Origin of the sequence: Microtetraspora fusca (assembly GCF_001570365.1) — a bacterium.
GTDB classification, from domain to species: Bacteria; Actinomycetota; Actinomycetes; order Streptosporangiales; family Streptosporangiaceae; genus Microtetraspora; species Microtetraspora fusca.
In genome coordinates, this window is the sequence record NZ_BBYK01000045.1 from 22711 (window position 1) to 46717 (window position 24007).

At 71.1% G+C, this 24007-nt stretch carries 19 protein-coding genes; 15 read left to right on the top strand and 4 right to left on the bottom strand.

The window, feature by feature from the left end; translation table 11 throughout:
- Positions 1 to 105: 105 nt before the first annotated feature.
- Positions 106 to 723, top strand: a complete 618-nt coding sequence (locus AWQ68_RS14055) for a TetR/AcrR family transcriptional regulator (RefSeq protein ID WP_066940378.1) — start codon at positions 106 to 108, stop codon at positions 721 to 723.
- A 125-nt stretch (positions 724 to 848) separates the two neighbouring features.
- Positions 849 to 1625, top strand: coding sequence for an SDR family oxidoreductase (locus AWQ68_RS14060; protein ID WP_066940381.1), 777 nt, complete (start codon positions 849 to 851; stop codon positions 1623 to 1625).
- A 106-nt stretch (positions 1626 to 1731) separates the two neighbouring features.
- On the opposite strand, the gene AWQ68_RS42440 is transcribed toward AWQ68_RS14060, so the two are convergent.
- On the bottom strand, positions 1732 to 2547 hold the full coding sequence (locus AWQ68_RS42440) for a hypothetical protein (protein ID WP_157545295.1): 816 nt from the start codon (positions 2545 to 2547) through the stop codon (positions 1732 to 1734).
- A 697-nt stretch (positions 2548 to 3244) separates the two neighbouring features.
- Positions 3245 to 4180: a 3-oxoacyl-ACP reductase gene (locus tag AWQ68_RS14065; protein ID WP_066940384.1), complete on the bottom strand. Its 936-nt coding sequence runs from the start codon at positions 4178 to 4180 to the stop codon at positions 3245 to 3247.
- Positions 4181 to 4353: 173 nt separating this feature from the next.
- Between AWQ68_RS14065 and AWQ68_RS14070 the strand changes: the two genes are divergently transcribed.
- The 8 genes from AWQ68_RS14070 to AWQ68_RS14105 all read left to right on the top strand — a co-directional run bounded on the left by AWQ68_RS14070 (position 4354) and on the right by AWQ68_RS14105 (position 15793).
- Positions 4354 to 5955, top strand: coding sequence for an acyl-CoA synthetase (locus AWQ68_RS14070; protein ID WP_066940387.1), 1602 nt, complete (start codon positions 4354 to 4356; stop codon positions 5953 to 5955).
- Positions 5956 to 6004: 49 nt separating this feature from the next.
- Complete coding sequence (locus AWQ68_RS14075) at positions 6005 to 7165, top strand: steroid 3-ketoacyl-CoA thiolase (RefSeq protein ID WP_066940391.1); 1161 nt, start codon at positions 6005 to 6007, stop codon at positions 7163 to 7165.
- Between the two features lie 7 nt (positions 7166 to 7172).
- Positions 7173 to 9416, top strand: a complete 2244-nt coding sequence (locus AWQ68_RS14080; RefSeq protein WP_066940394.1) for an acyl-CoA dehydrogenase family protein — start codon at positions 7173 to 7175, stop codon at positions 9414 to 9416.
- A gap of 26 nt (positions 9417 to 9442) precedes the next feature.
- A complete protein-coding gene (locus AWQ68_RS14085) occupies positions 9443 to 10678 on the top strand; it encodes a lipid-transfer protein (RefSeq protein ID WP_066940396.1) in 1236 nt (411 codons plus the stop codon).
- A gap of 3 nt (positions 10679 to 10681) precedes the next feature.
- A complete protein-coding gene (locus AWQ68_RS14090; RefSeq protein WP_066940399.1) occupies positions 10682 to 11548 on the top strand; it encodes a MaoC/PaaZ C-terminal domain-containing protein in 867 nt (288 codons plus the stop codon).
- Positions 11545 to 12165 (top strand): PaaI family thioesterase, encoded by a 621-nt coding sequence (locus AWQ68_RS14095; RefSeq protein WP_066940401.1) that lies wholly within the window; start codon positions 11545 to 11547, stop codon positions 12163 to 12165. The genes AWQ68_RS14090 and AWQ68_RS14095 overlap by 4 nt, the downstream gene beginning before the upstream one ends.
- 287 nt (positions 12166 to 12452) lie before the next feature.
- Positions 12453 to 14891, top strand: a complete 2439-nt coding sequence (locus AWQ68_RS14100; RefSeq protein ID WP_066940404.1) for a DUF4132 domain-containing protein — start codon at positions 12453 to 12455, stop codon at positions 14889 to 14891.
- Positions 14892 to 15094: 203 nt separating this feature from the next.
- Positions 15095 to 15793, top strand: a complete 699-nt coding sequence (locus AWQ68_RS14105; RefSeq protein ID WP_066940407.1) for a poly-gamma-glutamate hydrolase family protein — start codon at positions 15095 to 15097, stop codon at positions 15791 to 15793.
- Positions 15794 to 15902: 109 nt separating this feature from the next.
- Here the strand turns inward: AWQ68_RS14105 and AWQ68_RS14110 are convergent, their stop codons facing one another.
- Positions 15903 to 17429, bottom strand: a complete 1527-nt coding sequence (locus AWQ68_RS14110; protein WP_066940410.1) for a HEAT repeat domain-containing protein — start codon at positions 17427 to 17429, stop codon at positions 15903 to 15905.
- Between the two features lie 161 nt (positions 17430 to 17590).
- Between AWQ68_RS14110 and AWQ68_RS14115 the strand changes: the two genes are divergently transcribed.
- A complete protein-coding gene (locus AWQ68_RS14115) occupies positions 17591 to 17845 on the top strand; it encodes a type II toxin-antitoxin system Phd/YefM family antitoxin (protein WP_066940413.1) in 255 nt (84 codons plus the stop codon).
- Complete coding sequence (locus AWQ68_RS14120; RefSeq protein ID WP_066940872.1) at positions 17845 to 18261, top strand: type II toxin-antitoxin system VapC family toxin; 417 nt, start codon at positions 17845 to 17847, stop codon at positions 18259 to 18261. Before AWQ68_RS14115 ends, AWQ68_RS14120 begins: the two co-directional genes overlap by 1 nt.
- Before the next feature lie 76 nt (positions 18262 to 18337).
- On the opposite strand, the gene casG is transcribed toward AWQ68_RS14120, so the two are convergent.
- Entirely contained in the window at positions 18338 to 19999 is a 1662-nt protein-coding gene (gene casG, locus AWQ68_RS14125; protein WP_066940876.1) for a steroid-24-oyl-CoA synthetase, read from the bottom strand.
- A gap of 223 nt (positions 20000 to 20222) precedes the next feature.
- On the opposite strand from casG, the gene AWQ68_RS14130 reads away from it, so the two are divergent.
- The 3 genes from AWQ68_RS14130 (at position 20223) to casI (ending at position 24005) form a co-directional block, all read left to right on the top strand.
- On the top strand, positions 20223 to 20981 hold the full coding sequence (locus AWQ68_RS14130) for an SDR family NAD(P)-dependent oxidoreductase (RefSeq protein WP_066940416.1): 759 nt from the start codon (positions 20223 to 20225) through the stop codon (positions 20979 to 20981).
- A gap of 120 nt (positions 20982 to 21101) precedes the next feature.
- Entirely contained in the window at positions 21102 to 22331 is a 1230-nt protein-coding gene (locus tag AWQ68_RS14135) for an NADH:flavin oxidoreductase (protein WP_066940418.1), read from the top strand.
- Between the two features lie 18 nt (positions 22332 to 22349).
- Positions 22350 to 24005 (top strand): steroid-22-oyl-CoA synthetase, encoded by a 1656-nt coding sequence (gene casI, locus AWQ68_RS14140; RefSeq protein ID WP_066940421.1) that lies wholly within the window; start codon positions 22350 to 22352, stop codon positions 24003 to 24005.
- The last annotated feature ends 2 nt before the right edge of the window (positions 24006 to 24007 follow it).

The window sequence follows — 24007 nt, forward strand, 5'->3', positions numbered from 1 at the left end:
GCGCCCGCCGCGTCGGGGTGGCATCCCACTCACCGGTATGGACCAGTTCACGGAGCCGCCCGGAGCCGTGTGTAATGTCTTGACGAAACACCTGGGGGGAAGACCGTGCCGAGAATCGCCGAAGCCAGGCCGCCGGCCGAGCCGAGCTCGCCCGAGCAGCGCGCCCGGCATCTGCGCATCCTCCGCGCGGCCGCGCACCTCGGCGCGGACAAGGGCCTGGAACGGGTCCAGATGCACGAGGTGGCGAAGTCCGCGGGCGTCGCGATCGGCACGCTGTACCGCTACTTCCCGTCGAAGACCCACCTGTTCACCGCGGTGATGGCCGAGCAGATCGACCGGTTCAACGAGACCGTCACCCGCCCGAAGCCCGGCGTGAGCCCGGAGGACGCGGTCGGCGACCTGCTGGTGAGCGCGAGCAGGCAGTTGCTGCGCCGGCCCGCGCTGGCGACCGCGATGCTCAACTCCGCCAACGCCGCCAACGCCGCGGCGGTGGCCGACGCGGGCCGCATCGACAGCACGTTCCGCGACATCGTGCTGCGGGCCCTCGGCATCGACGACCCCACCGCTCAGGACGTCACCCTCGTCCGGCTGCTCATGCAGTGCTGGTACGGCGTGCTCCAGTCGAGCCTCAACGGCCGGGCCTCGATCCCGGACATGGAGAGCGACATCCGGCTGGCCTCGCGGCTGCTGCTCGCCCCCCGCTCCAACGCCGCCGACGCCTGACCCCGTACCGGCTCCTTCCTCCGGCGGCTGAGCCGTCCGGGCCGTCCTGATGACCGGGATCCCGCTGTCCGGCGGCCCGCCGTACGGCTAGCGTCCGGGGCGGCCTTCGGAAGGAGAGCGGACGAATGACGCGGAAGATCGCTGTCAGCGGCACGGCGTCGGGCATCGGCAGGGCGCTGGCCGGACTGCTGCGCGAGCAGGGCGACCAGGTGATCGGGATCGATCTGAAGGACGCCGATGTGTGCGCGGACCTCGGCACCCGGGACGGGCGGGCGCTGGCGGCGGAGTCGGTGCTCCGGCTGGCCGGCGGCGCCCTCGACGGCGTGGTCGCCTGCGCGGGCGTCGCCGGGATCACCCCGCTGACGGCGCGGGTGAATTACTTCGGCGTCGTCGCCCTGCTGGAGGGGCTGCGCCCGGCGCTCGCCGCCGCCCCCGCGCCGCGCGCCGCCGTGGTCGCCTCGATCGCCGGCACCCAGCCGGTGGACCCGGACGTGGTGGCAGCCTGCCTGGACGGCGACGAGGACGCCGCGGTCGCCCTGGCGGAGCGGGCGATCGAGCGCGGGGAGGGGCCGCGGCTCTACCCGTCGTCCAAGTCGGCGCTGGCGCAGTGGCTGCGCCGCGTGGCGGTCACGCCCGAGTGGGCGGGCGCGGGCATCCCCCTCAACGCGATCGCCCCCGGCGTCGTGCTCACCCCGATGACGGCGCCGCTCTTCGCGGACGAGGCGATGCGCGCCGCCATGGCGGCCGCCGTCCCCATGCCCCTGAACGGGCACGCCCGGCCCGAGGTGATCGGCGAGGCGCTGCGCTGGCTGATCAGCCCGGCGAACACCCACATGACCGGGCAGATCGTGTACGTGGACGGCGGCGCCGAAGCCACCCTGCGCGGCCCCGACGTCTACTGACCCCTGAAAGGGCCGCTTCCCCTTCGGCCTTCGCCCGGCCGTCTCTTCGGCTGCCTGGCACGTTGTCGGCTTGCAGAGATCGACAACAACAGAAAAGGTGCGTCCTTCATCGTCCGAACTGTGCTGACGGTTGCATGTCTACTATTTGCGCCAAAGCTATCTCTTTGTGTGCAAGTAGCGGCGGGATGCTCGCGGCTTCAGTTGTTATTATGAAGCCGTGTATCTGTCCATCCTTGGCTCGCTCTCGTACTTCATCCAGATCGATGCCGAATTGGCGTAATGCTGCAGCATCTCTTTGCTCTAGAAGTGACGCCCATCGTCTAAACCCTGCAGTCAGGGAAGATTGATCGAAATCGCAGGGGATGCCGCGAGCGTTGCATGGAGCGTGATCCCAGGATAGCGGCTTGGTGTGAGCGTCTCCGGCGGAGAAGAGTGCCACATCATAGTAATATGGCTCCGGTAGGAGCGCCTGGATTTCCTGTTCGCTCATTGGTTTGGATAGCTTCACCATGAGCTGTATGTTGACCTTGGTTCCCATGGATTCGATCAACCGGCCCTCTTGGTGCGGATCATATTGAGGGTCGTTGCTCAGTGCTGTTTGGTCGAGCAGAATTTTTGTGAGTCTCCATTCTCCTAGAGTTGGAATCAGGGCCTTCCCTGTCGGGGGCAGGGCGATGGAGTCATGCCAGGCCCTTCCTGATGGTGATGATTCCAGCGTTCGTGGCTCTATGACAACTGGAAGCGCCTCGTCCTTGAATGTCGGCGTGCCGTCCTCTGTCTTACTCATCTCTTGAGTGGTCGCCAGGAAGTCGATTTGGTAGTCCGGGTTAGCGGCTGCGAACGCGTTGAGAAGGACTGACCGTGCGCGGTCATTCTTTGAATATGGGGCCCATGGTCCGGAGGCCATATCGAATGTCGGCACGAGTAGGACTGCGACCACGCATGTCGTAGCCATCAGGACCAAGGCGATCGGACGACACCATCGGGAAAGGGGAGTTGCGCTCATGACGTGTTTCTCGATTCCGCAAATAAACTTGCCTCATGGAGGCCTGGGTTGGCCCCCATGAGGCAAGTTTTCTATCAGTTCAGAGGCTTACTCGCCAGTGCGGGGCTCTTGTAGCAGCCGCCGTCGTTATACCACTCTGATTGTCTTTCGACCGAGCACCAGAGAGCCTGCCTGATGCTAGGAGTTTGGATCTGCGCTTGTACGCCGGTCCGTTGGTCTTGGAATCCCGAGCGGTGAACGAGAAGTCCAGCGAGGTCCAAATCTGGTAAGAACGCGATGTCGTTAGGCCGGTACCCCATCTGGGGAAACTGGCGCCGTGTGTGCCAACGCTCCATGTCGGAGGTTGAGTCGTCGACCTATCGTGCGGACGGCGCGGGGCGCGACTGTGATCCACATCACTATGGCCGCCATCTGAGATAGCAGGTGTGTCCCTCTTGGGCTGCCTCGGGTTCGGCGCGGCGTTCGCCGAATTCTCTGAGTCCGACGTGAGGGCGGCGCCTGCCGTATGCCGGTGCCGAGGCGACGCTGTGCGGGCCGGACATCTATCGGCTCGGAAACGGGAACGGGGCCGCCTCCTGATGGAGGCGGCCCCGTTCTTCGTGGGAGGGCGGAGTCACTTTTTCGCGGCGGCGTTCGGGACTCCGGTCATGTCGAGTTCGGCGACGCTGTAGGCGGCGAAGTTCCGGTACGGGCCGCGGCCGTCGAAGTACGGCGTGATCTGCGCGTCGAGTTCCTCGGCGGAGAAGACGCCGTCGGCCGCGGTGAACTTCCGCTCGACCGTCGGGGCGGCCATGAGCGCGACCATGTCGCCGTACACCACGAAGACCTGGCCGTTGATCTCGGCCGCGGCCGGGGAGGCGAGGTAGCTCACGAACGTGCCCACCCGCTCGGGCGCCAGGACGTCCAGGCCGCCGGGGGTGTTCCCGCCCTCGGCGAACACGGCCGCGGTCATGCCGGTGCGGGCGCGCGGGCAGATCGCGTTGGCCCGCACGCCGTACCGCGACAGGCCCTGGGCGGTCGAGAGGGTGAGCGCGACGATGCCCGCCTTGGCCGCCGAGTAGTTCGGCTGGCCCGCCGAGCCGAACAGGAACGCCTCGGACGAGGTGTTGATCACGCGGCCGTAGACCGGCCCGCCCGCGGCCTTGCTCGCGGAGCGCCAGTACGCGGCCGCCGCGCGGGACACCGCCGCGTGCCCCTTGAGGTGGACGCGGACGACGTCGTCCCAGTCGGACTCGGTCAGGTTGAAGAGCATCTTGTCGCGGAGCACGCCCGCGTTGTTGACCAGGATGTCGAGGCCGCCGAACGTGTCCACCGCGGTGCGGACAAGGCGGTCGCCCATGGCCCACTCGCTCACGTCGCCGGTCACCGCGACGGCCTTCCGCCCGAGCGCCTCGATCTCGGCCACGACCTCGTCCGCGGCCGGTCCCATGTCGTTCACGACGACGTTCGCGCCGCGCGCGGCGAGTGCGAGCGCCTCGCTGCGTCCGAGTCCGGCGCCCGCGCCGGTGACGACGGCGGTCCTGCCCTCCAGGCTGATGTTCGGGCTCATGTCCCTGCTCCTGTCCGATCACGATACGAGGGCCACAAAACTAGTACGTATTCTAATTTTGACCGATGTGGCGTCCCACTCAGTGGAGGGGGTCGTCGGCCCTCGACCTGTGGTTGCCACTCACCGGGACACGAGCATTGTGGTAAACAAGAATTGATTCTAGTGTCGCCGCCATGACGTTGAACCTGGCGACTCTGTACGAGTCGGTGGCCGCGGCGATCCCCGATCGGCCGGCCCTTGTCTGCGGTGACCGTCGGTTGAGCCACTCACAGCTCGACGAGCGTGCCAACGCGCTGGCACACCATCTGCAGTCGGCCGGCGTCGGACCGCACGAGCACGTGGGGCTGCACATGCTCAACGGCACGGAGTTCGTCGAGGCCCTCCTGGCCTGCCTGAAGATCCGGGCGGTGCCGGTCAACATCAACTACCGCTACACCGACCACGAGCTGCGTTACCTGTACGACGACGCGGACCTGGTGGCCCTCGTCATCGAGGAGGAGTTCGTCCCCGCGGCGGCCGGTCCCGCGGACGCCTGTCCCAAGCTGCGGCACGCGGTGGTCGTCGGGGACCCGGCGCGTACGGCGTGGCCGGACCGGGTCGGCGTCGTCGGCTATGAGGAAGCCCTGGCCGGCCGCCCCCGCACCGCCCCCATGGCGGACGAGCGCACCGCGGACGACCACTACGTGATCTACACCGGCGGCACCACGGGGATGCCCAAGGGGGTCGTCTGGCGGCATGAGGACTTCTACTTCGCCGCGCTCAACGGCGGCAACCACTACGGCCCGCCGTACCGGACGGCCGAGGAGCTGGCCGCGGCGGCGGTCGGCGGCGACGCGCTGAACTATCTGATCACCGCGCCGCTCATGCACGGCGCGGCGGCGTACACCCTGTTCAGCGGCCTCCTCGGCGGCTCGCCGGTGATCCTGATGCGCCGGTACGACCCGATCGAGACGCTCCGCCTGATCGAGCGGGAGCGCGCCATCGTCGTCACCGTGGTCGGCGACGCCATCGCCCGCCCGCTGGTGGACGCGATCCGCGAGCACGGCGCCGAGTACGACCTCAGCTCGATGAAGGTGCTCGGCTCCGGAGGGGCGCTCCTGTCGCGGCCGGTCCAGGAGGAGGCCGCCGCGCTGATCCCCGGCCTTTACATCACTGACGGCTTCGGCGCGTCGGAGTCCGGCGTGGACGGGAGGCTCCAGGTGGGGCCGGACGGCCTCATGCGGCTCGCCGCCAACCCCCGCGTCTCCGTCATCGACGAGCGCTTCCGGCCGATCACGCCCGGCTCGCCCGACATCGGGCTCATCGCCCGGACCGGGCACGTCCCGCTCGGGTACTACAACGACCCCGGCAAGACCGCCAAGACCTTCCCCGTCATCGACGGCGTCCGCTGGGCGGTGCTGGGCGACATGGCCAGGGTCGAGGCGGACGGCACCACGGTCCTGCTCGGCCGCGGCTCCGGCTGCATCAACTCCGGAGGCGAGAAGGTCTTCCCCGAGGAGGTCGAGCAGGCGCTCAAGTCCCACCCCGCCGTGATGGACGCGCTGGTCGCCGGGGTGCCCGACCCCCGCTTCGGCGAGCGGGTCGGCGCGGTCGTGGAGATGCGCGCGGGCGTGGCCGCCCCCGACGCCGAGGAGCTGCGGACGCACTGCCGCGGCCGGATCGCCGGATACAAGGTGCCGGCCGCCCTCGTCGTCGTCGACGAGGTCGTGCGCTCGCCCAGCGGCAAGGCGGACTACCGGTGGGCCAAGCGCGTGCTCGCCGGCGAAACCCCCTGAGGCCCCCGGGGCCGCACTGTGCCGAAACCACCGAATCGAGGAGAACTCCATGGCTGAGGCCGTCATCGTCGACGCCGCCCGCACGCCGGTCGGCAAGCGCCGGGGCGCGCTGTCCGGTGTGCACCCCGCCGACCTGCTCGGGCGCGTCCACAAGGGCCTGCTCGACCGTACGGGCGTCGTGCCCGGCGAGATCGGGCAGGTGATCGGCGGCTGCGTCACCCAGGCGGGCGAGCAGTCGAACAACGTCACCCGCCAGGCGTGGCTGCACGCGGGCCTGCCGTACCAGACGGCGTGCACCACGATCGACTGCGCCTGCGGGTCCTCCCAGCAGGCCGTGCACCTGGTCGCCGGCCTGATCGCCTCCGGCGCGATCGACGCCGGCATCGGCTGCGGCGTCGAGTCGATGAGCCGCGTCTTCCTCGGGCAGGCGCTCACGCCCGAGACCGGCAGCCCCTTCCCGCAGGACTGGTCCCTCGACATGCCCGACCAGTTCACCGCCGCCGAGCGGATCGCGAGCCGCCGCGGCATCACCCGCGCCGACGTGGACGCCTTCGGCCTGGAGTCGCAGCGGCGCGCCGCCGCCGCGTGGGCCGAGGGACGGTTCGACGGGCAGATCATCCCGATCGAGGCGCCCGTGCCGGGCCCGGACGGACCCACGGGGGAGACCGCCCTCGTCACCCGCGACCAGGGGCTGCGCGAGACGAGCCCCGAGGCGCTGGCCAAGCTCGCCCCCGTGATCCCCGACGGCGTCCACACGGCCGGGAACTCCTCGCAGATCAGCGACGGCGCCGCGGCCGTACTGCTGATGAGCGCGGAGAAGGCGGCGGCGCTCGGCCTGCGGCCGCGGGCCCGCATCGTCGCGTCCGGCATGGTCGGCTCCGACCCGTACTACCACCTGGACGGCCCGGTGGAGGCCACCGCGCATGTGCTGCGCACGGCCGGGATGACGCTCTCCGACATCGACCTGGTCGAGATCAACGAGGCGTTCGCGTCGGTCGTGCTGTCCTGGGCGCGGGTCCACGAGGCCGACATGGACAAGGTCAACGTGAACGGCGGCGCCATCGCCCTCGGGCACGCGGTCGGCTCCACCGGCGCCCGCCTGATCACCCAGGCGCTGCACGAGCTCGAACGGACCGGACGCTCCACCGCGCTGATCACCATGTGCGCGGGCGGCGCCCACTCCACGGCGACCATCATCGAACGGATCTGAGAACGACATGAGCATCGGACTCACCGAGGAGCACCGCGCCCTGCGCGACTCCGTACGCGCCCTCGCCTCCCGCCACGTCACGCCGGAGGCCGTGCGCAGAGCCGTGGACGCCAAGAAGGAGGAGCTGCCGGAGTTCTGGGCGGTCCTCGCCGAGCAGGGCCTCCTCGGCCTGCATCTGCCCGAGGAGGCGGGCGGCGCGGGATACGGCCTCCTGGAGCTCGCCGTCGTCGTCGAGGAGCTGGGCCGGATGATCGCCCCGGGTCCGTTCCTGCCCACCGTCCTCGCGAGCTCCGTCCTGCTCCGCGCCGGGCACCGGACCCACCTGGCCGGGCTCGCCGACGGCACGACCGTCGGCGCGGTCGGCCTCAGGCCCGGCACCCTCGCGCTGACCCGCGGCGACGGCGGCGATCTGACCCTCTCGGGCGAGTCCGAGCCGGTGCTCGGCGGCCAGGTCGCCGACCTGTTCGTGCTGCCCGCCGCGCTCCCCGGCGGGGGCGTCGCCTGGGTCGTCCTGCCCCGCTCCGCCGTGGAGACGACCGACCTCGCCAGCCACGACCTGACCCGGCGGCTGTCGCGGGTACGGGCGGACGCCGTCGCGGTCGCCCCGGACGACGTCCTCGCCGGTCTCGACGCGTACGGCGTGCTCGACCTGGCGGCGACGCTCTTCGCGGCCGAGGCGTCCGGCCTCGCCGATCGGGCGACCGCGACCGCCGCCGGGTACGCGCGGGTGCGGCGGCAGTTCGGCCGTCCGATCGGCCAGTTCCAGGGCGTCAAGCACCGCTGCGCGCGGATGCTGACCAGGGCCGAGCAGGCCCGGGTGTGCGCCTGGGACGCCGCGCGCGCCGCCGACCTGACCACGGCGGGCGACGGCGGCGATCTCGGCGAGGCGGTGCTCGCCGCCGCGGTGGCCGGCGCGACCGGCGTCGAGGCCGCGTTCTCCACCGCCAAGGACTGCGTCCAGACCCTCGGCGGCATCGGCTTCACCTGGGAGCACGACGCCGGCCTCTACCTGCGCCGGGCCCAGACCCTGCGCGTCCTCCTCGGCTCCACCTCCTGGTGGCGGCGGCGGGTCGCCCGGCTCACCCTGTCGGGCGTGCGCCGTACGCTCGGGGTCGAGCTGCCGCCCGAGGCCGAGACCGTGCGCGCCGCGATCCGGGCCGAGCTGGAGCCCGCGCTCGCGCTGAGCGGCGGCGAACGGCTCGCCTACCTGGCCGAGCACGGCTACACCGCGCCCCACCTGCCCGCGCCGTGGGGCAAGGGCGCCGACGCCGTCACCCAGCTCGTGATCGCGGAGGAGACGCGCGCGGCCGGGCTGCGCGCCGCCGACATGGTCATCGGCAACTGGGTGGTGCCGACCCTGATCGCGCACGGCAGCCCCGAGCAGCACGAGCGGTTCCTCCCGGCGACGCTGCGCGGTGACATCGTGTGGTGCCAGCTCTTCAGCGAGCCCGGAGCCGGCTCCGACCTGGCCGGGCTCAGCACCCGCGCCGAGAAGGTGGACGGCGGCTGGAAGGTCAGCGGCCAGAAGGTCTGGACCTCGATGGCCCGCGAGGCCCAGTGGGGCATCCTGCTGGCCCGCACCGACCCGTCCGCGCCCAAGCACAAGGGGCTGTCGTACTTCCTGCTCGACATGGCGAGCCCCGGCATCGACATCCGGCCCCTTCGCGAGCTGACCGGTGAGGCGCTGTTCAACGAGGTGTTCCTCGACGATGTCTTCGTCCCCGACGACATGCTGGTGGGCGGGCCCGGTGACGGATGGAAGCTGGCCCGCACCACCCTGGCCAACGAGCGGGTCTCGCTCTCGCACGACTCCTCCCTCGGCAGCGGCGGCGAGGCGCTGCTCCGGCTCGCCGCCGCGTCCCCGGAGGAGATGGACGACGAGCGGCTGACCCGGCTCGGCGGCATCCTCTGCGACGCCCAGTCCGGCGGGCTGTTCGGCCTGCGCACCACCCTCCGCTCCCTCTCCGGGCAGCAGCCGGGGGCCGAGTCCAGCGTCGCCAAGCTGATCGGCGTCGAGCACATCCAGGAGGTGTGGGAGACCGCCGTCGACTGGACCGGAGCCGATGCGCTGACCGGCGAGGAGGACGAGGGCCCCGAACGGCGCGGCGCGCGCAGGAACGCCACCTGGATGTTCCTCAACTCCCGCTGCATGTCCATCGCGGGCGGCACCACCGACGTCCAGCTCAACATCATCGGCGAGCGCCTGCTCGGCCTGCCCCGCGACCCCGAGCCCGCGCCCGCCAAGGGCTGACAACCCCGGACGAAGGAAGACCTGACATGAGCGAGAGGACGTTCGTCATCGGCGTCGGGATGACGAAGTTCGAGAAGATCGAGACCCGTGAATGGGAGTACCCCGACATGGTCGGGGAGGCGGTCGGCGCGGCCCTGGCGGACGCCGGGGTCGCGTACGAGGCGGTGGAGCGCGCCGCCGTCGGCTACGTGTTCGGCACCTCGACCGCCGGCCAGCGCGCCCTCTACGACGTGGGCCTGACCGGCATCCCGATCGTCAACGTCAACAACAACTGCGCCACCGGCTCTACCGCGCTGATGCTGGCCAGGGAGTGGGTGCAGGCCGGCGTCGCCGACGTCGTCCTCGCGGTCGGCTTCGAGAAGATGACCAGGGACGCGCTGAACCCGTCCGGCGCGATGCCCAAGGTGACGACCGTGGACCGGCACCTGGAGGTGCTCGTCTCCACCTATGGCTGGGCCGCCGCGCCGATGACCGCGCAGTTCTTCGGCAACGCCGCGCGCGAGCACATGGGGCGGCACGGCACGACCGCCGCGCAGATCGCCTCCGTCGCGGTCAAGAACCACCGGCACTCGGTGAACAACCCGTACGCGCAGTTCCAGAGCGCGTACACGCTGGAGCAGGTGCTCGGCGACAAGCCGATCCACGACCCGCTCACCCGCTCGCAGTGCTCGCCGACCTCCGACGGCGCCGCCGCCGCGGTCGTCGTCAGCGAGCGGTACGTCCGCGAGCACGGGCTGGAGGGCCGGGCGGTCGAGATCCTCGCCCAGGCCATGACGACCGACACGGACGAGGCGTTCGCCACGCGCTCCCACATCGACGTCGTCGGCGCCCCGATGACCCGCGCGGCCGCCCGCCAGGTCTTCGCCCGGTCCGGGCTCGGCATCGGCGACGTCGACGTGATCGAGCTGCACGACTGCTTCTCGATCAACGAGATCCTCACGTACGAGGCGCTCGGCATGTGCTCCGAAGGTGAGGGCGGCGAACTCGCCGAGTCCGGCGCCACGACGTACGGGGGCCGGTGGGTGGTCAACCCGTCCGGCGGCCTCATCTCCAAGGGACACCCGCTGGGCGCGACCGGCCTGGCGCAGTGCGCCGAGCTGACCTGGCAGCTCCGCGGCGAGGCCGGCGCCCGCCAGGTGGACGGCGCGCGGATCGGCCTGCAACACAATCTCGGGCTCGGCGGCGCCTGCGTCGTCACCCTGTACGGCGCGGGCACGCTGGACGGTTCCGTCTCCCGTCCCGGTACGAGCGAGGAGGACTGAACCATGCCGATCGACGTCGACGAGGCGCTCGGCGCGCCGCCCTCCGTGCGGGAGATCGCGTGGACCAGCCGTGACGTGCTGCTCTACCACCTCAGCCTGGGGGCGGGCCGCGGCGCCGATCCCGAGCTGACCTACACCTACGAGCGGGACCTGCGCGTGCTGCCGACGTTCGCGATGGTCGCCGGCCAGGGCGTCTCGGCCGGGGAGCGCGGCCCCGCCGCGCTGCACCTGCCCGGCATGCACATCGACCTGCGCCGGATCCTGCACGCCGGGCAGGGCCTCACCGCCCACCGGCCGCTGCCGGCCTCGGGCGCCGCCACCGTCACCTCCCGCGTGGCCCACGTCTGGGACAAGGGCAAGGCGGCGGTGATCGTCCTGGAGCAGTCCGCGGCCGCTCCCGACGGCGCGCCCCTGTGGACCACCACCATGCAGATCTGGGCGCGGGGCGAGGGCGGCTTCGGCGGCGACCCCGGCCCGGAGACCCCGTGGGCGGCGCCGGATCGCGCGCCCGACCACGTGCTCGACACCCCCACCAGCGCCCGCCAGGCCCTGCTGTACCGGCTCAACGGCGACCTCAACCCGCTGCACGCCGACCCCGAGTTCGCGCGAATGGCCGGCTTCGACCGGCCGATCCTGCACGGGCTCGCGTCGTACGGCATCGTCGCCAAGGCGCTGGTGGACGGCGTCCTCGGCGGCGACGTGACGCGGCTGACGGGCCTGTCGGTCCGGTTCGCCGGGACGCTGTTCCCCGGCGAGACACTCCGCACCACGGTGTGGCGCGAGGGCGACCGGCTCGTGCTGACCTCGACCTGCCCGGAACGGGACGGCGCCCCCGTGCTCACCCACGCGACCGCGGAGGTGGGCGCGTGAACGACGACCGGTCGGAGCTGACCGCCAGGGCGAACAACAAGGGCGTGGACGCCGCCGTCGCCGCCGCCCGCCGGGTCATCGCCTCGCTGCTGCACGCGGGCGACGGGTCGGACGCCGAGATGTCCGAGGTGGCGGAGCGGCTGAACGCCGTCGCCGACTACCTCGACGAGCACGCCCCCGCCGTGGAGGAGCGGATGGTGGACATGTGGCGGGGCGAGGGCGTGACCCGGCACGACCCCGTGACCGGCCCCGAGAACGCCCTCGCGCCCCCGCTCGCGCTCACCGGCAAGGAGGACGGCTCGATCGAGGGCGTCGTCGTCCTGGGCATGCCGTACCAGGGGCCGCCCGGGTTCGTGCACGGCGGGGTCTCGGCGCTGCTCCTGGATCACACGCTCGGTGTGGCGAACCATTGGGGCGGGCCGTCCGGCATGACCGCCGAGCTGACCCTGCGCTACCACCGGCCGACGCCGCTGTTCGAGCCGCTGACGGTCACGGGGCGGCAGGTCGCGGTGGACGGCCGCAAGATCCGCGCCGTCGGCACGATCTCGGCCGGCGGCGAGGTGTGCGTCAGCGCGGAGGGCCTGTTCGTCGCCAAGCACCTCCCGCGCCCCCGCTGACGACGAGAGAGCCCGGGCCGGGCGTCACCGGCCCGGGCTCTCTTCGTCGTACGAGCACGGCGAGAGCGCCGGTGACGGACCGAGGTTCTCGCCGCCCGAGTTCTGTCGGCCCCGGGTGCTATCCATGGCCTTGCAAATGATCTCCGAACCAATGTGGAGCCATGCGATGGCGACTGACACGTTCCCGGATGAGGGTGCGACGGGCACACCTCCAGACGGGTTCACGCTCCCCGACCCGTCCGAGAAGACGGCGGCACGCACGCCGGTACGGCGGGCCGGAGGCTGACATGGGTGTCATCGACCGCTTCCCCAGCTCGCATGACTTCGTTCTCCGCCGCCTTGACGCGTCGGCCCTCGAGACCCTCGCACGGTTCGACGCGGGACACCGGCCCGGCGACGACGCGACCGAACGGCGGTTGTTCGGGCTCTGGACGCAGATGCGGCTGAGCCTGGGCCATGACGGCGGGCACGACTACGACGAGCAGACCCGGAAGGCGGTGCGGGACGTCGCCGTCGGCGATACTCCGTGGACGGCCAAGGACGTCCGCCTGCTGTGGTCGGTCGCCGACGCGCTGATGGTCTGGCGGCACACCAACTACGGGGAGCTGTATCAAATCCCGATCGCCGCGGTCCGACGGCTCGAGTACGCCGAGCGCCGCCGCGTCCTGGAGGGCAGCCAGGACTGGTACCGGCGGTACCACCGGCCGGCCTGGGACGCGCTGCACGAAGAGCTGGACGACCTGTTGACCGAACCCGCCGAGAACGGCCCGGCCGGGGCGGTGCGAAACGTGATCTGGAACTGTGACGAGATCGCGTGCCGGCTGGCCGAGGAGTACGGCGCCCGTCTCGCCGCCCCGTCGGTCCTGCCTCTCCTGCGCCACTGGAACACTGCCAGGTCGTCCAAACCCAGCGCCAAATGGCTCAAGACCGCCGGAACGCTCTTGACGGACGAAGCCGCAGGGCTGGTCCGCGAGATCCTCACGCTGGTGGCGGCGCATCGGGAGAAGACGCTCCGTCATCGGTCCGACGAGGGATACGAGTGGAGCGAGACCGTCTTCCTGCACGAGCGCACCGCCGTACCGGCGCGTGGGATGGTGTGGACGTGCGTGCTGATCGACGAGCCCTGGGTGACCGGGCTGCTCGGCGACGTCGCGCTGACCTGCGGGACCGGCATCGGCGGATCGGGCCCGAACAGCCGTAGTGAGATGCTCGCCAACGCCGCGATCAACGTGCTGGCTCGCCGCGGCGGGCTCGACGTCGTGGCGGCCCTGGCCAGGGTCCAGGTCAAGGTCCGCAAGAAGTCCGTGCTGACCAACGTGGCCCGCACCCTGGACGCGGTGGCCGCCGAGGCGGGGCTGCGCCGGGAACAGTTGCTGGACCGCACGGTCCCGACCTTCGGGCTCGGCCCGGACGGGGTACGCGAGGAGAAGGTCGGCGACTACCTGGCGCGGCTGTGCGCCGACGGTCCCGCTCTCCGGTTCGTCAGCCCCGCCGGGAAGACCGTCAAATCGGTGCCGCAGGCGATCCGCCGCGACCCGGCCCTGGCCGAGCTCAAGAGCACGCTGAAGGAGCTCAAGCAGGCGCTTCCGGCGGAGCGGTTCCGGTTGGAGAGGGCGCTGATCGAGGAGCGGCTGTGGCGCTGGCACGACGTCGCCGAGTTCTTCCTCGACCATCCGGTCACCGGTCCCTACGCCAGGAACCTGATCTGGCAGATCCTGCAGGGGCCGGCGGGGCTTCCTGTCGCGACCGGCACCGGGTGGGAGCTCGTCGATCCGCAGGGCCGCAGGATCCAGCCATACCCTGACACTCCGGTCCAGCTGTGGCATCCCATCCGTGAGACCGCGGAGGACGTCCGGGCCTGGCGCGACCACCTGCTGGAGCACGACGTGCGCCAGCCGTACAAGCAGGCCTTCCGCGAGGTCTACCTCCTCACCCCGGCCGAGGAGCGGACCCGTACCTTGTCCAACCGGTTCGCCGGGCACGTGCTCCGGTACGGCCAGGCCAAGGCGCTGCTCAACCAGCGCGGCTGGACCGGCCTGTCGATCGGTCACTGGGACTACGAGTGCGGTGGTGACCAGGGAGAGGCCGTCAAGGAGCTGTCCGGCTGGCGGGCCCGTTGGGGCATGCACGTCACCGGCGAGCCGGAAGCCGACGGATGGGGGACGGCCTCGTTCAGCGTCGCTGAGGACATCCGCTTCTTCCGTGAGGGCCAGGAGATCCCCGACTTCCACGGCTGGAGTGCCGAAGGCGTGCCGTTGACCGAGGTGCCGCCGCTGGTGCTGTCCGAGGTGCTCCGCGACGCCGACCTGGCCGTGGGCGTCGCCTCGGTCGGGCTCGACCCGCAGGCGATCGGCGGGCACGAGGAATACTGGCACTCCTACGGGTTCGGTGAGCTCAGCGAGACGGCCAGGACGCGGAGTGACGCACTGGCTCGCCTGCTGCCCAGATTGAAGATCGCCAATCGGGTGGAGCTGGACGGCCGCTTCCTCCGCGTCCGTGGGAGCCTGCGCACATACAAGATCCATCTGGGGTCGGGCAACATCCTCATGGAGCCCAACGACGCGTATCTGTGCATCGTCCCGGGGAACGATCGTGCCGCTCAGACCGTCTTCCTGCCCTTCGAGGAGGACGGCGGAATGCTCTCTGTCATCGTGTCCAAGGCGTTCCTGCTGGCGAACGACAGGGCCATCACCGACCCGTCCATCACTCGCCAGCTCACCGTCTGACTGACCCCCGGCCGTTCGGGCTCAGCGAGCCCGGGAGAGGAACCAGCGCAACTCGGTGGCGTCACCGGGCCGAGGGAGATCGGCCGCGTCGATCAGCGAGTCGCGGCCCCTCTGCCTCGGGTTCTTGGCGAACACATCACTGGGATCATCGGGTGATCATGCGTTGTATTCTGGGCGACCTTTGATCTTCGAAAGGTTTGCCCATGAGGAAAGCGCTCTTCGTCGTCGCGGCCAATGTACTGGCGCTCACGTTGTGCGATACGGCCCAGGCCGCCGCGGTCAAGAGGGCCGATACGTATGCCAACTTCCGGCAGCTCGCGGCGCACGAGGTCGAAGGGAAGGACTTCCGCCGAGTACAGCGCTTGCCGCGTGGGGCGCGAGTGGCGCACATCGCCATCCACGGCGGGGCGATCGAGGCGCCGACCACCCAACTCGCCGACGCGGCCGCGGGGAGCAATTACGCCTTCTACTCCTTTGAGGGGCTCAAGCCGTCCGGCAACAGGGAGCTCCACATCACCGCCACCCATTTCGACGAGCCCAAGGCCCTCAAATTGGTGGCGGCGGTCGACTACACCGTCTCCTGGCACGCGGCCGCCGGCGGAACGGCGACGACGTACGTCGGTGGCCGTGACAAGGGACTCGTCCGCAAGGTCAGCGCCGAACTGCGGGCGGCGGGGTTCACCGTCGCGACCTCGGTGCCCGGCGAGATCGCGGGTGTGAGCCCGCGCAACATCGCCAACAAGAACCGCCGGGGCATGGGTGTGCAGCTGGAGATCAGCCGCGGCCAGCGAGAGCGGTTCTTCGCCCAGGGGAAGCTGGGCCGTGCCTGGGTCGAGAACCCCACCAACCGCACCGAGGCCTTCTACCGCTACGTGACCGCGGTCAACCGCGCGCTGTCCTGATCCGAGACCGGCCTACTGGTCGTCAGTCCCCTTCCAGCGGCCGGTTCGAGCCCTCGATGGAGGTCCCGCCGAGAAGCCATGGCGAACGGCCCGGCCGGCGTCCATCGGTTCACTGAGAAAGGAACCAACGCAGCCCGGCGGCGCCTCCCGGGCCGAGAGACGTCTCGGCAATGTCGATCAGCGCGGTCAGCTCGTCCCGGAGCGGCTCCGGCGGCTTCGTGTACAGCGTCGGGGCCTTGTTCTCGCGCCAGGCGGCGAGGTCATCGCGGGCCCGGCGGCGGAGCGACGCGTCGGCGTCGCCCACCAGCGTCAGGTCGGCCTTGAGCCTGGTCCAGTCGTCCGCGCCGGACAGGAGCCGGTGGGCGGCCTGCCGTACGTGCCGTGGCCGGGTGGTGTCGAGCAGCGGCCAGAGGCGGTCCGCGGGCACGCCGGAGTCCCGCAGCGCCGCGGCCGCCCGTCTGACCACCACGGGGGAGGGATCGCCGAGCAGGGCGACGAGGTCCATCGGCGCGCCGAGGCGATGCAGCGTCCGGACGGCCTCGGCCCGGACCCGGGGGCGGGGGTCGGCCAGGTACGGCCGGACGAGATCGGCGTCGGCACCGCCGCCGCAGTCGGCGAGGCCGGCGATCAGGTTACGGACCTCCGGCCCCGGCCGTCCGGCCAGGAGCCGGCGGTAGATGTGCGCCGGGTCTCCGCCCGCTCGCCTGACCGCCCATTGCGCGGTCAGGCGGGTCACTGTGGACGGGTCGCCCAGGAAGCGCGACCCGTGCTCCGGGCGTCCCAGCCGGACCAGGCCGGTGAGCGCGACGGCCCGGACCCGGGCGGAACGGGCGGCCAGCAGACGCGCCAGCAGGTCGGGCCGGTCCATGCGGGAGATCGCCTCCGCGCACCGGATCCGGGAGACGACGTCCGCCTCGCCGAGGGCGGCGGCCACCAGATCGGATTCGGGCAGGCGGTCCCTGTCAAGGGAAATCTCGTAGGCGAACCTGCGGGCGCGCAGATCGGCGCAGTCCCGCATCGTCGCCAGCGTTTCGTCGTCCGCGCGCACCAGCGCCGAACGGACCGAGGCCAGCGCGCATCCACCGCGCCGCCGGTCGCCGAGCCGCACCGCCACCGGGACGAGGGAGAGCAGGTCCGAGGTCGCGACCTCGGTGAGCACCAGCGCCAGCGTCTCCAGCGCCGCCGCCCTGACCTCCTCCACCCAGTCGGCCGCGCGGATCAGCAACACGGGCAGGAGCCGGGGATCGGTCCGCATCACGGCGTCACGTACGGCCTGCTCGCGCCGGTGGCCGTCGGGTGAGCAGGCCCGCAACGCGACGGCGAGCGGGTTGGCGGGCTCCCGGACGACGGAGACCCTCCCGCGTGGGACTGGGCCGCTGTAGCCGTACCAGGGGTGTCGCATCATGGGGTCGAGATCCAGCCACAGCGTGGGGCGGCCGGACGCAAGTGCGTCGAGGGCGCGCTCGGCGAGCCCGTCGTGCGTGACCACGTTGACGAGAACCACGCACAGGTCCTGGACCGCGTGCGGGCGGCCGGCGTCCACCGCCGCCACGAGCTCGGGGACGACGTCCACGAACCGCTTCGCCCGGGCAAGCGGCCGGATCCGCCGTCTTCTGAAGCCCTTCACACCGGTCATGATCCCATCAGAGCGCCAGGCGACCACTGGGCCGAGGCGCGGACGTGGGGCCGTATCGGTCTCCGCCCAGGGCATGCGGTATCCGCAGTATGCCTGCACATCTGCCCCACGACGCCTACGCTGCTGTCTAGATCGGCCTAGACAGAAATCCGGAGGGGGCCATGTCGAATTGGCAGGTCCAAGAAGCCAAGCAGCGCTTCAGCGAGGTGCTGCGCCATGCTCATACAGAGGGGCCGCAGATCGTCACCCGGCACGGTGAGGAGATCGCCGTGGTCATCGACATCGAGGAATACCGCGCGCTCAAGGCGGCCCGCCTCGATTTCAAGGATTTTCTCCGATCGGGGCCCGACCTCAGCGAGTTGGACATCCGCCGGGCGAGTGAGCCGGCGCCGTCTATCGATTTGACGCTCGAATGATGGGCTACCTTCTGGACACGAATGTCGCGTCAGAACTCACGAAAAGTCGCCCGCATCCTGGCGTGAGTGCTTGGTTGGATACGGTCCCGGGACCGGCTCTGTACCTGTCGGTGCTCGTCATCGGAGAGATCAGGCAAGGCATAGAGCGAATCCGCGATCGCGATCCGGTGCGGGCGGGAGTCTTTGAATCCTGGCTGGTCCGGCTGGAGCACAGTTTCGGCGAGAGGATAGTTCCCATCGATCTGATGATCGCCCAGGAGTGGGGCGCCATCAGTTCACGGACGCCGCTGCCGGTCGTCGACGGGCTGCTGGCCGCGACCGCCCGGGTGCGAGGGTGGACCATGGTCACGCGTAACACCAAGGACTTTGAGCGCACGGGAGCGCGACTGCTCAATCCGTTCGAGTGGCCTGTTTGAGCGCGGCTGTCTGCCGAATGAGAGGAGACGACGGACCCCGGGCGCAGGGGGTCCGTCGGGGGTGCGGGCTGGATGGTTAGGTGGAGGGGCCGGTCACGGAGGTTTCGATGTCCCGGCGGATCACCTTGCCGGTGGCGTTGCGCGGGAGGCGGTCGGTGGTGATGCGCCAGCGGGACGGCACCTTGAAGTACGCGAGCTCGCCCGCGGCGTAGGCGCGCAGCTCCTCCTCGCCGACGGGCGCCTCGCCGTTCGTGACGACCACGGCCATGACCTCCTGGCCGAGGTCGGGGTGGGGGACGCCGATCACGGCGCACTCCAGCACGGCGGGGTGCTCCACCAGGACGTTCTCGATCTCGGCGGGGTAGACGTTCTCGCCGCCGCGCAGGATCAGGTCCGAGCGGCGGGTGGTGAGGCGCAGCCGCCCCTGCTCCATCACGCCGATGTCGCCGGTGTGCAGCCACCGGTCGGCCCGGATGGTCTGCTCCGTGGCCGCCGGGTCGTTCCAGTAACCGAGCATGTTGAACGGGCTGCGGACGCAGATCTCGCCCTCCTCGCCCTCGGGGAGCGGCTCGCCCAGCGGGTCGCGGATCTCCACCTGCACCGTGAGGATGGGGCGGCCCAGCGTGCCGGGCGCCTCGGCGAGGTCGGCGGGTGTCGCGGCGGACACGGCGGTCGAGGTCTCGGTCATGCCGTAGCTGTCGACCAGGGCGTCCTTCGCCGGAGGGAAGGCCGCGCGCAGCCGCTCCTTGAACGCGGGCGAGGACGGCGCGGAGGCGAGCGCGAAGGCGGTCAGCGAGGAGAGGTCGTATTTCGACAGGTCGCCGTGCTCGATCAGGCGGTGCGCCATCGTCGGCACCGCGCCCCAGTTCGTGACCCGCTCCTTCTCGATGAGGCGCAGCACCCGGTCCACGTCGAAGGCCCCCTGGTGCATCACGACGGCGCTGCCGGTCGCCAGGCGGGGCACGGCGAGGTTGTGCAGGCTCGCGATGTGGAACAGCGGTAGGGCGAGCAGGTAGCGCCGGTCGGCGGGATCGACCGGGTCGCCGAACGCGGCGGCCAGGGCGTCGTTCATCCGGTGGTACTCGATGACCGACGTCAGGTTGCGGTGCGAGTGGACGGCTCCCTTCGGGCGCCCGGACGTGCCGCTGGTGTAGAGGATGACCGCGGGGTCGTCGTCGGCGACGTCGGCGACGGGCAGGACGGCGCCGGGGTGGCGGTGGGCGAGCCGGGGGACGTCGTCCGCGACCGTCAGGACGGTGACGCCGTCCTCGACCAGCGCTGCCCGCTTCGCGTCCGCGACGATCAGCGCGGGCTCGGTGTGGCCGATCGCGTACGCGACCTCGCGGCGCGACCACCAGGCGTTGTAGCCGACGGCGACGGCGCCGATCGCGACCGTGGCCCAGAAGGAGAGGATCCACCCGGGGGAGTTGGCCGCGTTGATCGCCACCCGGTCGCCGGGGCGCACGCCGTACTCGTCCCGGAAGGCGGTGGCGAGAGAGGCGACCTGGGCGGCGTGCTCGGCGAAGCTCAGCCGCCCGTCCGCGGTGACGATGTAGTCGCGGTCGCCGAACCGGGCGGACCGGGCCAGCACCTCTCCCAGGGACCTGGCGCGGTTCTTGTAGACCCGCATGCGCGCGCCGAGGACGTCCTCCTCGACCAGTTCGAAATCCCCGCCGGGGCCGGTCAGCCGGGTCATCGCGGCGAGGGCCGCCGCTCTCGGATCCGTCGACGTCGACATCAGTTCCCTCTCGTGCCGCCGGGACTCCATCTTCCTGGCCGCCAATATTGGCCATCGCGGGCGCCGCGGAACGCGTCTTCCCGGTCACCGGGACCGAAGGCGCCGGGCACGACCGGCTCTGCGAGAGGCCGGAGATTTCCGGTGAGCGGGACTCCCCGCTTCGCGCGTGTGTGCGGTCGCATCACCATGGCGGCCACACGGGTGAAACGGGAGATCAATCGCAATGGGAAGCCTCGACGGGAAGATCGCCATCGTGACCGGCGCCGGCCAGGGCGTCGGGCAGGGAATCGCCCTCGCCCTCGCCTCGGAGGGCGCGTCCATCGCGGTGCTCGGCCGCACCATGCCGAAGCTGGCGGCTACCTGCGCGCTGATCCGCGAACGCGGCGCGCGGGCCGAGCCCTTCGTCTGCGACGTGAGCGACACCGACGCCGTCCCCGGCGTCGTCGCCGAGGTGGTCGCGCGGTTCGGCGGAGTCGACATCCTCGTCAACAACGCGTACTCGGGGGCGTTCGGGCCGCTGCTGTCCATGGACGACGCCGCCTTCCAGAGAGGTTTCCGTAGCGGGCCCTTCGCGGCCTTCGCGTTCATGCGGGCCTGCCACCCGCACATGAAGCGGCGCGGCGGCGGCAGCATCGTCAACCTGATCAGCTCGGCCGCGGTCCGATGGGATCCCACGACCTACGGCGCGTACGCGGCGGCCAAGCAGGCGCTCCGCTCGCTGACCAGGACGGCGGCCGCCGAATGGGGCGTGGACGGCATCCGCGCCAACTCGATCGCCCCGCACGCGCTCTCACCGGGCCTGGAGCGCTGGATGGCGGCCAACCCCGCCGAGGCGGAGGAGTTCCGCAGGACAATCCCGCTCGGGTACGTCGGCGACTGCGAGCGGGACATCGGCCGGGCCGTGGTCGCGCTGTGCGGCCCCGACCTGCGCTACCTCACCGGCGCCACCGTGCCGCTCGACGGCGGGCAGGCGAACTTCTGACGATCGCCCGTTCCGTCCCCGCGGCTTCCCGTTCAGCGGGATTCGCCGGAGTCGGGGGACCCTCCGCTGGCTAACGTCGGCCGTGCTCCCTGAGACGGAGTCCGGACGGAGGATCCCCCCTTGACTCACACAACGCCCAGGGCCGACGAGGTACCGGACGTGCTCGCTCCGGCGAAGCTCGGCCCGGTGGCCCTGCGCAACCGCATCATCAAGGCCGCGACCTACGAGGGGTTGAGCCGCAAGGGCCTCGTCACCGACGAGCTCATCGACTTCCACGTGCGCCACGCGGCCGGCGGCGTCGGGATGACCACGGTGGCCTACTGCGCGGTCGCGCCCGAGGGGCGGACCGACCCGCGCCAGATCCTGTGGACCCAGGACTCGCTGCCCGGCCTGCGCAGACTGACCGAGGCGGTGCACGCCGAGGGCGCGGCGGTCGCCGCGCAGATCGGCCACGCCGGCCCGGTCGCCAACCCCAAGGCCAACCGCCTGCCCGCGCTCGCGCCCAGCAGGCACTTCCACGCCACCACGACGAGCTTCACCAGGGAGGCGACCCGGGACGACCTGACCCGGATCGTCGCGGCCCACGGCCACGCCGCGTCGATGGCCGTCGAGGCCGGGTTCGACGCCGTCGAGATCCACCTCGGGCACAACTACCTGGCCAGCTCGTTCCTCAGCCCCAAGATCAACCACCGCAAGGACGAGTACGGCGGAAGCCTGGAGAACCGCGCCCGCCTCTCGCGGGACATCGCCCGGGCCGTGCGCGACGCCGTCGGCGACCGCATCGCCATCACCGCCAAGCTCAACATGGACGACGGCGTGCCCGGCGGGTTCTGGCTCGACGAGGCGATCACCGTCGCGCAGTGGCTGGAGCGGGACGGCTCGCTCGACGCCCTCGAACTCACCGCGGGCAGTTCCCTGCTCAACCCCATGTACCTGTTCAAGGGCGACGCGCCGCTGCGGGAGTTCGCGGCGGTCATGAAGCAGCCGGTCAAGCTCGGCGTCAAGCTGGTCGGCAAGCATTTCCTGCGCGCCTACCCCTACCGGGACGCGTACCTGCTGGACGACGCCCGGCAGATCCGCGCCGCCGTCACGATGCCGCTCATCCTGCTCGGCGGCATCACGAACAAGGCGGTCATGGACCAGGCGATGGCCGAGGGCTTCCAGTTCGTCGCGATGGCGCGGGCGCTGCTGCGCGAACCCGACCTGATCAACCGGATCGCGGCCGACGAGAGCGTCCGCTCCCTGTGCATCCACTGCAACAAGTGCATGACGGCGATCTACGGCGGCACCCACTGCGTGCTCACCGGCCCCCTGATCGCACAGCCGCCGGTACGAAACGCGCAGGACTGAGGGGGAGAACGGAGAACCGTGCACCGAGAGACGATCGCCGACCTGCTGCTCGACCGGGTGGGGGACGACCGCCCGGGCCTGCGCACCCGCGAGCGGACCTGGACCTGGGACGAGGTGGTCCGCGAGAGCGCCGCCCGGGCCTCCCTGCTGCGCGAGCTGCGGGTCGAGGGCCCCTTCCACGTCGGGGTCCTGCTCGACAACGTGCCCGAGTACGTCTTCTGGCTCGGCGCGGCGGCGCTCAGCGGCGCCTCGATCGTCGGCATCAACTCGACCCGGCGCGGCGCGTACCTGGAGCAGGAGGTCAGGCACACCGACCTGCAGCTCGTCGTCACCGACGAGGCCGGGCTGAAGCTGCTCGACGGCCTCGACATCGGCGTGGAGCGCGACCGCTTCCTCCTCGTGGACGGCGGGGACTACGCGGCCCGGGTGGCCGCGCACACCTGCGAGCCGGAGCGCGACCCCGGCATCACCGCCGCGACCCGGATGCTGCTGCTGTTCACCTCCGGCACCACCGGCGCGTCCAAGGCGGCGATCTGCTCCCAAGGCCGGCTGGCCGCGCTCGGCTACGCCAACTGTGCCAAGTACGGCGTGGCCAGGGACGACGTCACGTACTGCGGCATGCCGCTGTTCCACGGCAACGCCGTCATGGGCCTGTGGGCGCCCTCGCTCGCCGCGGGCGCGACCGTCACCCTCGTGCCCAGGTTCTCCGCGTCCGGGTTCCTGCCCGACGTCCGGTTCTACGGCGTCACGTTCTTCACGTACGTCGGCAAGGCGATCGCGTACATCCTGGCCACGCCCGAGCTTCCGGACGACGCGGACAACACGCTCGACCACGCCTTCGGCACGGAGGCCTCGCCCGAGGACCAGGCCGAGTTCCTGCGCCGCTTCGGCTGCCGGCTGATCGAGAGCTACGGGTCGAGCGAGGGCTCCGGCATGATCACGCTCGCGCCCGAAGGGCCCGCGAGCGCGCTGGGCCGCCCCGCCCACGACGGTGTCGTCGTCGTCGATCCGGAGACCAGGGAGCGGCGGCCCCGCGCGGTGCTCGACGAGTACGGCCGGGTCGTCAACGCCGAGGAGGCGATCGGCGAGATCGTCAACACGGAGGGCGCGGCGAAGTTCGAGGGCTACTACAAGAACGACGTGGCCAACGCCGAACGGGTACGGCATGGCTGGTACTGGACCGGCGACCTCGGCTACATCGACGAGGCCGGCTACATGTACTTCGCCGGCCGTTCCGGCGACTGGATCCGGGTGGACGGCGAGAACATCTCGGCGCTGCTGACCGAGCGCGTCCTGCGCCGCCACCCGCGCATCGTCGCCGCCGCCGTCTTCGGCGTGCCCGACCCGCGCTCCGGCGACCAGGTGATGGCCGCGATCGAGATCCCCGAGGGGACGGCGTTCGAGGACCTCGACCTGCCCGCGTTCCTCGCCCGGCAGGCGGACCTCGGCACCAAGGGCGCGCCGCGCTACGTCCGGGTGTCCCACGCGCTGCCGGCCACCGGCTCGAACAAGCTCCGCAAGAAGGAGATGCAGCACGACGGCTGGCGGACCGAGGACGCCGTGTACCGCTGGGCCGGCCGCGGCGAGCCGCACTACACCCCGATGACCGCCGAGGACAAGGCCGCGTTGCGCGCGGAGTTCCACGCCAACGGCCGGCAGCGCTTCCTGCCGTAGTC

Bases quoted from the DNA above. Each gene is read 5' to 3' on its own strand.
- AWQ68_RS14060 (WP_066940381.1), top strand. From the start codon at position 849: ATGACGCGGAAGATCGCTGTCAGCGGCACGGCGTCGGGCATCGGCAGG.
- AWQ68_RS14100 (WP_066940404.1), top strand. From the start codon at position 12,453: ATGGGTGTCATCGACCGCTTCCCCAGCTCGCATGACTTCGTTCTCCGC.
- AWQ68_RS14085 (WP_066940396.1), top strand. From the start codon at position 9,443: ATGAGCGAGAGGACGTTCGTCATCGGCGTCGGGATGACGAAGTTCGAG.
- AWQ68_RS14105 (WP_066940407.1), top strand. From the start codon at position 15,095: ATGAGGAAAGCGCTCTTCGTCGTCGCGGCCAATGTACTGGCGCTCACG.
- AWQ68_RS14110 (WP_066940410.1), bottom strand. From the start codon at position 17,429: ATGACCGGTGTGAAGGGCTTCAGAAGACGGCGGATCCGGCCGCTTGCC.
- AWQ68_RS14075 (WP_066940391.1), top strand. From the start codon at position 6,005: ATGGCTGAGGCCGTCATCGTCGACGCCGCCCGCACGCCGGTCGGCAAG.
- AWQ68_RS14115 (WP_066940413.1), top strand. From the start codon at position 17,591: ATGTCGAATTGGCAGGTCCAAGAAGCCAAGCAGCGCTTCAGCGAGGTG.
- AWQ68_RS14130 (WP_066940416.1), top strand. From the start codon at position 20,223: ATGGGAAGCCTCGACGGGAAGATCGCCATCGTGACCGGCGCCGGCCAG.
- AWQ68_RS14080 (WP_066940394.1), top strand. From the start codon at position 7,173: ATGAGCATCGGACTCACCGAGGAGCACCGCGCCCTGCGCGACTCCGTA.
- AWQ68_RS14065 (WP_066940384.1), bottom strand. From the start codon at position 4,180: ATGAGCCCGAACATCAGCCTGGAGGGCAGGACCGCCGTCGTCACCGGC.
- casG (WP_066940876.1), bottom strand. From the start codon at position 19,999: ATGTCGACGTCGACGGATCCGAGAGCGGCGGCCCTCGCCGCGATGACC.
- AWQ68_RS14120 (WP_066940872.1), top strand. From the start codon at position 17,845: ATGGGCTACCTTCTGGACACGAATGTCGCGTCAGAACTCACGAAAAGT.
- AWQ68_RS14090 (WP_066940399.1), top strand. From the start codon at position 10,682: ATGCCGATCGACGTCGACGAGGCGCTCGGCGCGCCGCCCTCCGTGCGG.
- AWQ68_RS14070 (WP_066940387.1), top strand. From the start codon at position 4,354: ATGACGTTGAACCTGGCGACTCTGTACGAGTCGGTGGCCGCGGCGATC.